We start from the raw sequence: 12,475 nt of genomic DNA, 5'->3' as shown, positions 1-12,475 counted from the left end.
AACGAGATAATTGAGAGTGTCAAACACTTTTTTCAATTTATTTTCTCAGAAGCTTTTCACCTCTCCGACCCTGCTGAAGCCTTATCGCGTCTGCCGTGTCGGTGGATGCGCATTATAGGGAACTCAGATCCGTTCGCAACCCTTTTTTGAAAAAAAATGGAAAAAACTAACTGTTCGATGACTATTTCATCAAAAAAGCAAAAAAGAGGGTAAAAAACCCTCTTTTTCTGCCTCAAAAGCTGTATTTAAATGAATGCGTACGCGTCTGCGAACATACGTTCGCTCTTTGCTTTCTTGTTCTGAGTGAACTGTTCACGTGCTGCGCCAGCCATTTCGAAACGACCTGCAATATAGATATCGTAGTTTTCTAAGCTTTCGAAATCTTCACTCACCGCTTGTAGCACGTTACCAACTTTACCTTGCCAGTCTGCTGGCGCTTCTTCTACTACTGGCACAAAGTGAACATTAGCAAACTTGTCGGCAATCTCGACCAACTCTTCTTTAGCGTACAACTGACAGTTATCACGCGCCCCCCAGTATAGATAGATAGGGTTGGTTTTGTTCTGTGCAACACAGTGATCTAGAATTGAACGCACGTAACTAAAACCAGTACCACCAGCAATCAATAATAGTGGGCGTTCGCTTTCTTCTTGAACCCAAGCATCACCATGTGGAGCATCAATCTCGATATGACCATCTGTTTCTAATGCCGCTTGCATTGCTTCAACGACTTCTAGCGCATAAGCGTTGTGTTCCGCCGCACCGATATGCAGTTCAAGTTCACCTTCATGACGACATGGACTGCTCGCAATCGAGAAAGGACGTTTGTCTTTTTCACCCATCACAACCATGAGGTACTGACCTGCTTTAAAAGGTACAGGTGATTCTGGGTGAAGAAGGATTTGATAAGTATTACAAGCTAACGGCTGAATAGACTTTACTTTACATTGGATGGTCATGGAGTTCCTCTCGCTTACTCGTCAAAAGTAAGCACTAAATTACTTTCTGTATAGGCTTGGCAAGGGAATATCCAACCTTGCTGTTGCTCTTTTTCGGTTAGCATAGGTTCGAGGTGATAGCTCACCTCGCCCGTTAGCTTTTTACACATGCACATGGCGCAAGCGCCAACTTGGCAACGATGTGGGAAGCGAATATTGTTGTTGAGCGCAGCTTCCAACACCGTCTCCCCTTCTTTTACTTGGAACGTAACGTCCATTGGTAGAAGGTGGACTTGATGACTCATAGAATACCTAACTGGTCCCAAATCTCATCGACTTTAGCCACAAGTTTAGGATCTTTTTTGATAGGCGTACCCCACTCGCGCATGACTTCGGATTCGAACTTGTTGGTCGCATCCAATCCTAATTTGGATGAACTAGCAGTCTTACTATGCACTTGAATAGTATCTCTATCTGGATCCATTCGGGTTGTTACAGCCCAAATGATGTCATTCCAATCTCGTGCATTAACGTCATCGTCGCACAAGATAATGAATTTGTTATCCATGTACTGAGCAAAGAAGTCCCACAGGTATTCCATCAAGGCTTGCGATTGACCAGCTTGGTCTTTCTTCATGGTCACAACAGCGAACTGGTTATTTGCTGTTGCAGGTAGGTAGATATCGACAATCTCAGGGCGTTGCTGTTTCAACTCATTCAGTTCTGCTTCGGTAATCGCTTTGCTGTCTCGCTCAGTGACCTCGGTTCGCGTCGCTAGCTCGGCATCCCATTTAATGGTTGCATCTAGCCCCATCTTGGATCCAAGACCAACCACTGGCGAAGCAAAATCTAGAGAGTCGATTGGCGTGTTATCTATCATCAAGGTATCACGCACAGGATCCATATGCTCTGACATGACTTTCACAACATCATTCCAATCTCGTGCGTTTACCGATTCATCGCACACAATAACAAACTTGGTATACATGAATTGACGTAAGAAAGACCACACGCCCATCATTACGCGCTTGGCATGTCCTGGGTACTGCTTCTTCATGGTGACGACGGCCATTCGGTACGAACAACCTTCTGGCGGCAGATAGAAATCTTCAATCTCTGGGAATTGCTTTTGCAGAATCGGCACAAACACTTCGTTTAATGCCACACCCAATACAGCTGGTTCATCTGGCGGACGACCAGTGTAGGTGCTGTGATAAATAGGGTCTTTACGCATAGTAATGTGCGTAATGGTGAATACGTGGTGCTTTTCTTTTTCGTTATAGTAGCCAGTGTGGTCACCGTAAGGACCTTCATCAGCAAACTCGTTTGGGTCGATATAGCCTTCCATCACGATTTCCGCGCTCGCTGGCACTTCCAAATCATTACTGACTGACTTCACGACTTCAGTTTTGCTTCCACGCAACAAACCTGCAAATGCGTATTCCGATAGCGTATCTGGCACTGGTGTTACCGCGCCAAGAATGGTAGCTGGGTCTGCACCAAACGCGACCGAAACTGGGAAAGGTTTACCTGGATTGGTTTCCATCCAATCGCGCAGGTCGAGCGCCCCACCTCGGTGAGCTAACCAACGCATGATGATTTTGTTCTTGGCAATTTTCTGCTGACGATAAATGCCTAGGTTCTGACGTTTTTTGTTTGGACCTTTGGTTACGGTTAAGCCCCAAGTAAGCAGCGGCGCAACATCTTCTGCCCAACAGCTCATTACCGGAATCTTATCCAAGTCAACTTCATCACCTTGCCAAACAATGTCTTGGCATGGTGCTTTACGTAAACGCTTAGCCGGCATGTTCAATACTTGTTTGAACACAGGTAGTTTTTCCAACGCGTCTTTGAAGCCTTTTGGTGGCTCAGGTTCTTTTAAATAAGCCAGTAGCTTACCGACTTCTCTTAATTCTTTAACGTCTTCGCGTCCCATACCGATTGCGACGCGCTCTGGCGTACCAAATAGGTTCGTCAAAACAGGCACGTCGTAGCCGATTGGGTTCTCAAACAACAATGCAGGACCACCAGCACGCAAGGTGCGGTCACTAATTTCTGTCATTTCGTAAGCGGGATCGACGGGGTGAGTAATGCGTTTAAGTCGACTTTTCTGTTCTAGGTGGTCGATAAATTCGCGTAAATCCTTAAAACTCATAGGCCTTCATGCTGGCTGATTAAACTGTCCGCAGTATAACAAATAGGAGGACGCTAAGATCCTCCTATTTTGTGTGGGTATGTGAGCTAGGTTACTTCAATGATAACAATGCGAAGAAACGGTCTTTTAAAGTGTCATCACTTCAAGAATTCCTGAATCTGTCGCGCTTTTACTTGGCGATTACTTGAAACAAGCTCTTCTAACCACGATTGATGCCCCTGTTTTGCTAGCTCTCTCGCAACTAGAGTCGCTTCTTCTGAGAGCGCCATCTTAGCAACGAGGAACTGTTTTACGTCTTGAGAGAGTGGATTGGATCTCGTGAGCAGTTCAATAGCATAAGGTTTTAAGGTCGGATTGACCGTAGAATTCATCAATTGTTGTAATGAGAACTCATCACTAACCTCAGCAAGCCTTTCTAGCTCAGTTTGGCTGTTGTAATCCGCACGCATTCGCCAAAGCAGATCATACATTGCCTCATTTTGGCTAACTTGCGCCAAACGCACCACAACGGCAGTGGATGGTAACCAGCTCGTTACGTTTGCATGGGTCAATTGTTTGGTTAGCGCCTCAAGTGCATCGGGCGATAGGCTATCTAACTCACGTATAAGTAGCGCTTCTCTGGTTTGTACATGTTGCGAAGTGCCTGTTAACCAATCTTTTAGGTTAAGTTCTTGGCGCTCTGCTGCTAGTACAAACTCCAACGTGCTTTGGTCTTGTTTCCAACGTTTAATCAGACGACTCGCAATAGAGGGAAAGTTAAACGCAGGCACAGTGAATTCGTAACCATCACCACGCTCTAAAACTTGGTAAGTTGGGGTGATACTAATTTGGGATTCGACAAAAATCGCCATTCTCGGCGTAAGGATGATTTCTTGTTGCTCTAGTTTTTCGAGCAACAGAAAACGAACGACTTCTTGTTGAGGAAAAGCCAGTCGGTCGAGAGCAAATTTGAGAGAGTCGACCTCGTCTCTGACTGCATAATCGAGCAATTCAGATACTTTGGTCTGTATATGGGTATCCTGAAGCCACTGCTCTACCACGGTCTCCTGCATTTCCTTAGCAGATAAAGTCACGGGTAGCGTGATAAGTGACAAGCTCAGGAGTAATGACGACAACATTCCTTGTTGCATGTTAACCTCCCGATAACATTTTCTTCATTCTGATACTTCTATCGGGAGAAAGCAATAAAAAAGCCACCGATATACGGTGGCTTTTCGCAGAATTACTTATCTGAGACTATTGGCGACGCATTGCATCAAAGAATTCGTCGTTAGTCTTCGTCATCGCTAGCTTGTCGATTAGGAATTCCATTGCATCGATTTCACCCATTGGGTGAACAATCTTACGTAGAATCCACATCTTCTGAAGCTCTTCATTCTTAGTTAGAAGCTCTTCACGACGTGTGCCACTGCGGTTGAAGTCAATCGCTGGGAATACACGCTTCTCTGCGATCTTACGGTTCAAGTGGATTTCCATGTTACCTGTACCCTTGAACTCTTCGTAGATAACTTCATCCATCTTCGAACCAGTATCAACAAGAGCTGTAGCAAGGATAGTTAGGCTGCCACCTTCTTCTACGTTACGCGCTGCACCGAAGAAACGCTTAGGACGGTGTAGTGCGTTTGCATCCACACCACCAGTTAGTACTTTACCTGATGAAGGGACTACGGTGTTGTATGCACGAGCTAGACGAGTAATAGAGTCAAGCAGGATAACCACGTCTTTCTTGTGTTCAACAAGACGTTTTGCTTTCTCGATTACCATTTCCGCTACTTGTACGTGGCGAGAAGCTGGCTCATCGAACGTTGACGCTACTACTTCACCTTTAACTAGACGCTGCATCTCTGTCACTTCTTCAGGACGTTCGTCGATTAGAAGTACCATCAACTCACACTCAGGGTGGTTGTATGCGATGCTTTGAGCGATGTTTTGCAGAAGCATTGTCTTACCCGCTTTAGGCGGAGCAACAATCAGACCACGTTGACCTTTACCAATTGGCGATGCCAAGTCTAAAACACGTGCTGTGATGTCTTCTGTAGAACCGTTACCGCGCTCCATAACCATACGCTCGTTAGCGTGTAGAGGCGTTAAGTTCTCGAATAGGATCTTGTTACGAGCGTTGTCTGGTTTGTCGTCGTTTACTGTGTTGACTTTTAGCAGGGCAAAGTAACGCTCACCGTCTTTTGGTGGACGAATCTTACCAGCAATTGAGTCACCAGTACGTAGGTTGAAACGACGAATCTGACTTGGTGAAACGTAGATGTCGTCTGGACCAGCAAGGTATGAGCTGTCCGCACTACGTAGGAAACCAAAGCCGTCTTGCAGAATCTCCAGAACCCCATCGCCAAAGATGTCTTCGCCGCCTTTCGCGTGCGCTTTAAGAATTGCGAAGATGATGTCTTGTTTTCTTAGACGAGCTAGGTTCTCAAGACCCAGGCTTTCGCCAAGCTTTACAAGGTCAGACACAGGTCTGTTCTTCAGTTCAGTAAGATTCATGGTGGTGGATGCTTGTTTAGTCAAAATAAGATCTGTTTTCTAGTTAAGATGGATTTGGTCTCAGGATCGACCAAGAAGAGAAATTTGTTCAATTAACGCGCGATAAGTTAGCACTAATTAATATTCTAGTCCAGAGTTAGAAAAACAAAACCGCGCATTGTCATATTGCACGGTTTTGTTTGTAATCACTTAGTGATTATAGGTTTGCGTCTAGGAACTCTTTTAGTTGAGTCTTAGACAAAGCACCAACTTTCGTTGCCGCTACGTTACCGTCTTTAAATAACAGTAGCGTTGGAATGCCGCGAATACCAAACTTAGGTGGTGTACCTGCGTTATGGTCAATGTTTAGTTTACCGATAGTGAGTTTGCCTTCGTACTCGTCAGCGATTTCGTCCAGGATAGGAGCGATCATTTTACAAGGACCACACCATTCTGCCCAAAAATCAACTAGAACCGGGCCTGCAGCATTGATTACATCGTTTTCAAAACCGTCATCAGTAAGCTGCAAAATCTTATCACTCATCTTCCACTCCAATGTGTTTTTCGAAACTGGTTGGATGATAACCAGTAAATAGATGCCCTATTGGAATGTATTTACTTTCTTATTGCAAGCTTTAGCTGATATTCTATCGCTATGAAAAAGACGCATATCACAGAGCAAAAGTTCGCCGATTTGGGTTTAAAGCCCCAAGTTATTGAAGGATTGGACAAAAAAGGGTTCGAATATTGTACCCCTATCCAAGCCTTGGCGTTGCCGGTACTGCTCACCGGCCAAGACATTGCAGGCCAGGCCCAAACGGGTACTGGTAAAACCCTCGCGTTTCTTACTGCTACCTTCAACCACCTTCTAACGACACCAGAGCACGAAGGTCGCAAGCCAACTCAGCCGCGCGCGATCATTATGGCGCCAACGCGTGAGCTAGCGATTCAGATCTTTAACGATGCTGAACCTTTGATTGCTAGCACGGGTCTTAAAGCCGCTTTAGCGTACGGTGGCGAAAGCTACGACAAGCAACTGGCAAAACTGCAAGACGGCGTAGACATTCTTATCGGCACTACAGGCCGTATCATCGACTTCTACAAGCAACGCGTATTCAACCTAAACAACATTCAAGCGGTTGTTCTGGATGAAGCGGACCGTATGTTTGACCTTGGCTTTATTAAAGACATTCGTTTCTTGTTCCGTCGTATGCCTGAGCCAAAAGAGCGTTTGAACATGCTGTTCTCAGCAACATTGTCTTATCGCGTACAAGAATTAGCTTTCGAACACATGCACAATCCTGAGCATGTTGTGGTTGAGCCAGAGCAAAAAACGGGTCACCGCATCCAAGAAGAGCTTTTCTACCCTTCTAATGAAGACAAGATGGCACTGCTTCAAACTCTTATTGAAGAAGAATGGCCAGACCGCGCGATCGTTTTTGCTAATACGAAGCATAAGTGTGAGTCGATTTGGGGTCACCTAGCAGCAGATGGTCACCGTGTGGGTCTACTGACTGGCGATGTACCACAGAAGAAGCGTGAAAAGATTCTTGAGCAATTCACTCGCGGTGAAGTTGACCTACTAGTCGCAACCGATGTTGCTGCTCGTGGTCTTCATATTCCTCAAGTAACACACGTATTCAACTTCGACCTACCGGATGACTGTGAAGATTACGTTCACCGTATCGGTCGTACTGGTCGTGCTGGCGCAAGTGGTCACTCTATTAGCTTTGCTTGTGAAGATTACGCAATCAACTTGCCGCCAATCGAAGAGTACATTGAGCACGCAATCCCAGTTTCTGATTACGATGCCTCGGCTCTAATCCAAGACTTGCCTGCACCACTTCGTATGCGCGCGCCTCGTACTCAACAACGTCGCACCAATACAGGTGGCACTCGCTCTGGTAACCGCAAGCCACAAGGACGTCGTCCTCGTCAACCGCGTCAATCAGCGCCAAAACAATCATAAAAGGAAACTGAAGTCGTTTATGAGTCAAGCAGGATCATCACCGCTATACGCCGCCATCGACCTCGGGTCGAACAGTTTTCACATGCTCGTTGTGCGTCACATCGATGGCAGCGTTCAAACTATGGCTAAAATTAAGCGCAAAGTTCGTCTAGCCGCGGGCTTAGATGAACATAACTCTCTTAGTATGGAAGCTATGCAGCGAGGATGGGACTGCTTAAGTCTATTTGCAGAACGCTTGCAGGATATTCCTAAACAGAACATCCGCATTGTGGGTACCGCGACATTGCGTACCGCGACCAATGTGGATGTTTTTCTAGAGAAGGCGAACCAAATTTTAGGTCAGCCTATCGAAGTGATTACCGGCGAAGAAGAAGCCGCCACTATATATAAAGGTGTCGCTCACACCTCTGGTGGCAGCGGTCGTCGCCTTGTGGTCGATATCGGCGGTGCAAGTACAGAACTGATTATCGGTGAAGGTTTCGAAGCCAAAGCACTGACTAGTCTAAAAATGGGCTGTGTGACTTGGTTGGAGAACTTCTTTAAAGACCGCCAATTAAATGCACGTAACTTCGAAGCCGCAATTGAAGGTGCCAAGCAAACTCTGATGCCAATCTTAGAGCAGTACACGGACCTAGGTTGGGATGTGTGTGTTGGGGCATCGGGTACCGTTCAAGCACTACAAGAGATAATGCTAGCGCAAGGTATGGACGAAGTAATTACTCACTCCAAACTTAAGCGTCTACAAAAGCAGGCGATGCTTGCTGATCACTTGGAAGAGCTTGATATTGAAGGTCTGACCCTAGAGCGAGCTTTGGTGTTCCCAAGTGGCTTATCTATTTTGATTGCGATCTTTGAGCTACTAGAAATCGATGCCATGACACTGGCTGGCGGCGCACTACGTGAAGGCTTGGTGTACGAGATGGTAGACGAACTTCGTCAAAACGATATCCGTGCACGCACCGTTTGTAGCGTACAAAACCGTTACCAGCTAGATTGCCAATACGGCGAACAAGTTGCAAAACTTGCGGGCAAACTGCTTGAGCAAGTTGGCGGTGAAGCTTGGGTTGCAGAACCTCAGGGTAAAGTCCTGCTGGAAACAACAGCCAAGCTGCACGAAATCGGTCTAACTATCGACTTCAAAAAGGGCGGTGAGCACAGCGCTTACCTGCTACAGCATCTGGATTTGCCTGGTTACACCCGTGCGCAGAAGTTCTTTATCGGTGAAATTGCTCGCCGTTACCGTGAACAACTGACGTCACTGCCTGAGCAACATGCCCTTTCAGGCACGAGTGGTAAACGCGTACTGCGCCTATTGCGTCTTGCGGTTTTACTCAGCCACCGTCGTAATCCAGCTCTAGAGCCATGTGTGACTCTCACTGCGGAAGGCGACAAACTGACGCTCAATATTGATGCGAAGTGGTTAGAGGCAAACCCATTGACTGCGGCTGAATTGGAAATTGAATCCAACCGTCAAACAGACATTGGTTGGCCGTTAAGTATTGTGACTTGTTAAATCTCACGATGACTTAATACTTGGTTAAAGGTCCCTATTGGGACCTTTTTTATTACTCCATTTTTACCTTTGTACAGCTTAGGGAGCTTTTGGACACCCATGATCTAATTACCCCCCACGCTGTACAAAACGCTCCAAACCCTAGTAAACAGATACAAAAAAGCCGCTTGATTTGAGCAAGCGGCTTTCGGGGTTCCCACTGATATTAAGACTGAACGCTTGTCGTCACCTTAAAATCAGGGTTCACCGCAGTCAGTTTCTTAATTAGGTAATTCAGTAATACGCCGTACATAGGAACGAACAAACCAAGACTGATAATCAGTTTGAAGCCGTAATCCACCAGCGCGATTTCCGTCCAATGCTCTGCCATAAATGGATCTGGGCTTTGGTAGAACGCAATGGCGAAGAAAGCGATGGTATCAAGTGCATTACCGAAAAGCGTTGAACACGTTGGTGCCACCCACCATTGCTTCATTTGACGTAGGCGGTTGAACACGTGCACATCCATGATCTGACCAAGTAGGTACGCCATGAAGCTAGCAATCGCGATACGAGCAACGAATAAGTTAAATTCCCCTAGGTGACCAAAACCTTGGAATTGACCTTCGAAGAACACCACCGATAAGAAGTAAGACACTGCCAAAGCAGGCAACATCACTAAGAAGATAATCTTACGCGCCAACTGAGCGCCGAAAATACGCACGGTTAAGTCAGTCGCTAAGAAGATAAATGGGAAAGTGAATGCACCCCAAGTGGTATGGAAACCGAAAATAGTAAACGGTAGCTGAACTAGGTAATTGCTAGATGCAATAATGACTAGGTGGAATAGAACCAGATAGATAAGGGCGTTGCGCTGCTGCGCAGGGGTAAAGTTACTCATGCGATACCTTTTTAGTTTGGTTTGGGGGTGAGGGAACCCAAATCGAGTCACTGAATAAAGTGGCTCTTACCAACAATGTAAAATGAAAAATAAACTGGCTTAGCTCATTCTGAGCGAAGCGGTGGGCGATTATACATTAACCACTTTTCGCCGCAAGTCGTCTGTTTTACGCAAACGTTTGAGCATAAAAAAGGGTGTTTCATGTGAAACACCCTTTCAAGAAAAATTCTATTTTTAGAAACCGCGCTGGAACAATCCTGCAAGATAATCCAACTCTTCCCTGCTCTCTTCAATAGCTAAAGCTTCAAACCAAATCGCTTCGCTGTAATGCTCTGCTTTCATAAACAGTCGGCAACCTTCAAAGTCGATCAGCCAAGAGTGAATGTCCGCATCCCATTGCTTTTCCAACACAGTTGCAGAAAGCAGTCTGACTAAACGCTCACCTAAGGCAGGAAAGCTATCAAGGTCAAAGCTCGGCGCGGTAATGATTAAGCGCCCTTCTTGTGCCATGTAGTCCGCTAAGCCAAATTCCTTTTGCATCTTGGTTCCTTATCCGTGGTGAGTAATGTGTTCTTGAATCAAATCGAGGAATGGGTCGGCGTACTTCTCCAGTTTGCGCTGACCAACGCCGCTGACTGCCAGCATTTCGCCGTAAGACGTTGGCAGAATTTCCGCCATATCAATCAGAGTCGCGTCACTGAAGACCACGTATGGTGGCAAACCATCTTCATCAGCAATTGACTTACGCAGCTTACGTAACTTAGCAAACAGCTTTTTGTCGTAGTTCTTGCTGGTCAGTTTATCTGACTTCGCCGCACGTGCTGCGGTGTCTAAACGCGGAACCGCTAACTCTAGGGTCACATCGCCACGTAGCAGCGGACGCGCCTCTTCAGTAAGTTGCAGCGTTGAGTTGCGCGTAATGTTTTGGAACAGCAGCCCTTTGTGGATTAACTGACGGAAGATACTCACCCAGTAATCGTGGCTGTGATCGCGACCTATCGCGTAGGTAGAAATCTTATCGTGCCCGTTTTCACGTACACGAATGTTTTGCATGCCACGTAGCACTTCGACCACGTAACCCATACCAAAGCTCTGATTAACACGGTACACACAAGACAACGCCTTACGCGCTTCTTCTGTTGCATCAAAGTGTTTCGGTGGATCTAAGCAAATATCGCAGTTGCCACATGGCTTCTCGCGATACTCACCAAAGTAATTCAATAGTACCTGACGACGACAAGTCTGCGCCTCAGCAAAGGCACTCATCGCATTCAGTTTGTGGGTTTCCACCTGCTTCTGTGGACCATCGTCTTTCTCATCCAACATACGACGCAGCCAACTGATGTCCGCAGGGTCATACAACATCATAGCTTCGGCAGGTAAACCATCACGCCCTGCACGACCGGTTTCCTGATAGTAGGACTCGATATTGCGCGGGATATCAAAGTGAACCACAAAACGCACGTTTGGTTTGTTGATGCCCATACCGAATGCCACGGTCGCCACTACAATTTGGATGTCATCACGTTGGAAAGCTTCTTGAACGTAAGCGCGCTCATCGGCATCCATGCCTGCGTGATAACCAGCAGCACGAATGTGGTTGTTGCACAGCTTCTCGGTCACCATCTCAACTTTCTTACGGCTACCACAATAGATGATGCCGCAATTACCCTTCTGGGTTTCAAGATAGCGAACGATTTGCGAAACCGGCTTGTGCTTCTCAACTAAGTTGTAGCGGATGTTAGGACGGTCAAAGCTGCCTAGGTAAACCTCTGGATTATTCAGTTGCAGACGCTCAAGAATATCTCGACGCGTTGCATCATCCGCCGTCGCCGTCAGCGCCATAAATGGCACATGGGAAAACTGCTGCTTAAGTTGACCAAGCGCGGCGTATTCTGGACGGAAGTCGTGTCCCCACTGGGAAATACAGTGCGCTTCATCGACGGCAATCATCGATAGCGGCAGGTTTTCCAAACGCTCAATGAAGTCACGCATCAATACGCGTTCTGGCGAGACGTACACCAACTTAAGATGCCCTGTGTGCATGCGGTTATACACGCTGAGCAGCTCTTCACGAGGCATGGTCGAGTTAATGCATTCAGCCGCTACACCGTTGGCTTTAAGCTGGTCCACTTGGTCCTTCATCAGCGAGATAAGCGGAGAAATGACCAAAGTAATGCCTGAGCGAACCAAAGCAGGAATTTGATAGCACAGCGACTTACCGCCACCCGTAGGCAGGATAACTAAGCTGTCGCGACCTTCTACCGCGGCATCAATCACCAACTGCTGACCATCACGGAACTCTTGGTAACCAAACACATCCTCCAACACACGTTGAGGCGTTACAGGCGAGTCTGATTGTTCGGCTAACAAGGTAGAGGTCATGAAAAATCTCAGATTGGGTCTTAAAAAGAGGTGCTTATGCATGCCACTAGCACGCAAAGTGAGGGCACATTGTAATGGGGTTTCATGGCGAATAAAACCGCAAATTGTTAGGTGATTCAGCTCACGACTCGTATACTGATTTTCTGCTCTATAAAAACTC

General features: G+C 46.5%; 11 protein-coding genes. 2 read left to right on the top strand and 9 right to left on the bottom strand.

Annotation, left to right across the window (positions count from 1 at the left end):
- Window positions 1-245: 245 nt before the first annotated feature.
- The 6 genes from fre to trxA form a co-directional block, all read right to left on the bottom strand.
- Entirely contained in the window at window positions 246-959 is a 714-nt protein-coding gene (gene fre, locus VHA02S_RS20760) for an NAD(P)H-flavin reductase (protein WP_009696790.1), read from the bottom strand.
- Window positions 960-973: 14 nt separating this feature from the next.
- Window positions 974-1,243, bottom strand: coding sequence for a 2Fe-2S iron-sulfur cluster-binding protein (locus VHA02S_RS20755; protein ID WP_009696789.1), 270 nt, complete (start codon window positions 1,241-1,243; stop codon window positions 974-976).
- A complete protein-coding gene (gene ubiD / locus VHA02S_RS20750) occupies window positions 1,240-3,093 on the bottom strand; it encodes a 4-hydroxy-3-polyprenylbenzoate decarboxylase (protein ID WP_038898755.1) in 1,854 nt (617 codons plus the stop codon). Before ubiD ends, VHA02S_RS20755 begins: the two co-directional genes overlap by 4 nt.
- A gap of 137 nt (window positions 3,094-3,230) precedes the next feature.
- The gene (locus VHA02S_RS20745; RefSeq protein WP_005451187.1) at window positions 3,231-4,223 is read right to left on the bottom strand and encodes a hypothetical protein; all 993 of its coding nucleotides are present in this window, start codon (window positions 4,221-4,223) and stop codon (window positions 3,231-3,233) included.
- A gap of 106 nt (window positions 4,224-4,329) precedes the next feature.
- Window positions 4,330-5,589: a transcription termination factor Rho gene (gene rho / locus VHA02S_RS20740; RefSeq protein WP_005440042.1), complete on the bottom strand. Its 1,260-nt coding sequence runs from the start codon at window positions 5,587-5,589 to the stop codon at window positions 4,330-4,332.
- A gap of 196 nt (window positions 5,590-5,785) precedes the next feature.
- Window positions 5,786-6,112, bottom strand: coding sequence for a thioredoxin TrxA (gene trxA / locus VHA02S_RS20735; RefSeq protein WP_004745500.1), 327 nt, complete (start codon window positions 6,110-6,112; stop codon window positions 5,786-5,788).
- Between the two features lie 111 nt (window positions 6,113-6,223).
- Between trxA and rhlB the strand changes: the two genes are divergently transcribed.
- Together rhlB and gppA are read left to right on the top strand one after the other, a co-directional pair.
- Window positions 6,224-7,537: an ATP-dependent RNA helicase RhlB gene (rhlB, locus tag VHA02S_RS20730; RefSeq protein WP_005451190.1), complete on the top strand. Its 1,314-nt coding sequence runs from the start codon at window positions 6,224-6,226 to the stop codon at window positions 7,535-7,537.
- Window positions 7,538-7,556: 19 nt separating this feature from the next.
- A complete protein-coding gene (gppA, locus tag VHA02S_RS20725; RefSeq protein ID WP_005451193.1) occupies window positions 7,557-9,050 on the top strand; it encodes a guanosine-5'-triphosphate,3'-diphosphate diphosphatase in 1,494 nt (497 codons plus the stop codon).
- Between the two features lie 205 nt (window positions 9,051-9,255).
- On the opposite strand, the gene VHA02S_RS20720 is transcribed toward gppA, so the two are convergent.
- The 3 genes from VHA02S_RS20720 to recQ form a co-directional block, all read right to left on the bottom strand.
- A complete protein-coding gene (locus VHA02S_RS20720; RefSeq protein WP_005378770.1) occupies window positions 9,256-9,930 on the bottom strand; it encodes a 7-cyano-7-deazaguanine/7-aminomethyl-7-deazaguanine transporter in 675 nt (224 codons plus the stop codon).
- 234 nt (window positions 9,931-10,164) lie between these two features.
- Window positions 10,165-10,470 (bottom strand): DUF3630 family protein, encoded by a 306-nt coding sequence (locus VHA02S_RS20715; RefSeq protein WP_038899112.1) that lies wholly within the window; start codon window positions 10,468-10,470, stop codon window positions 10,165-10,167.
- Window positions 10,471-10,479: 9 nt separating this feature from the next.
- The gene (gene recQ / locus VHA02S_RS20710) at window positions 10,480-12,315 is read right to left on the bottom strand and encodes an ATP-dependent DNA helicase RecQ (RefSeq protein WP_005451195.1); all 1,836 of its coding nucleotides are present in this window, start codon (window positions 12,313-12,315) and stop codon (window positions 10,480-10,482) included.
- Window positions 12,316-12,475: the final 160 nt, after the last annotated feature.

Source organism: Vibrio harveyi NBRC 15634 = ATCC 14126 = KCTC 12724 (genome assembly GCF_001591145.1).
GTDB classification, from domain to species: domain Bacteria; phylum Pseudomonadota; class Gammaproteobacteria; order Enterobacterales; family Vibrionaceae; genus Vibrio; species Vibrio harveyi.
Note: the sequence above shows the minus strand (reverse complement) of the source record. Positions and strands in the feature narration are given on the sequence as shown.

Coding starts and splice junctions, on each gene's coding strand:
- VHA02S_RS20755 (WP_009696789.1), bottom strand. CDS start 1,243: ATGAGTCATCAAGTCCACCTTCTACCAATGGACGTTACGTTCCAAGTA.
- VHA02S_RS20715 (WP_038899112.1), bottom strand. CDS start 10,470: ATGCAAAAGGAATTTGGCTTAGCGGACTACATGGCACAAGAAGGGCGC.
- VHA02S_RS20745 (WP_005451187.1), bottom strand. CDS start 4,223: ATGCAACAAGGAATGTTGTCGTCATTACTCCTGAGCTTGTCACTTATC.
- ubiD (WP_038898755.1), bottom strand. CDS start 3,093: ATGAGTTTTAAGGATTTACGCGAATTTATCGACCACCTAGAACAGAAA.
- VHA02S_RS20720 (WP_005378770.1), bottom strand. CDS start 9,930: ATGAGTAACTTTACCCCTGCGCAGCAGCGCAACGCCCTTATCTATCTG.
- gppA (WP_005451193.1), top strand. CDS start 7,557: ATGAGTCAAGCAGGATCATCACCGCTATACGCCGCCATCGACCTCGGG.
- trxA (WP_004745500.1), bottom strand. CDS start 6,112: ATGAGTGATAAGATTTTGCAGCTTACTGATGACGGTTTTGAAAACGAT.
- fre (WP_009696790.1), bottom strand. CDS start 959: ATGACCATCCAATGTAAAGTAAAGTCTATTCAGCCGTTAGCTTGTAAT.
- rhlB (WP_005451190.1), top strand. CDS start 6,224: ATGAAAAAGACGCATATCACAGAGCAAAAGTTCGCCGATTTGGGTTTA.
- rho (WP_005440042.1), bottom strand. CDS start 5,589: ATGAATCTTACTGAACTGAAGAACAGACCTGTGTCTGACCTTGTAAAG.
- recQ (WP_005451195.1), bottom strand. CDS start 12,315: ATGACCTCTACCTTGTTAGCCGAACAATCAGACTCGCCTGTAACGCCT.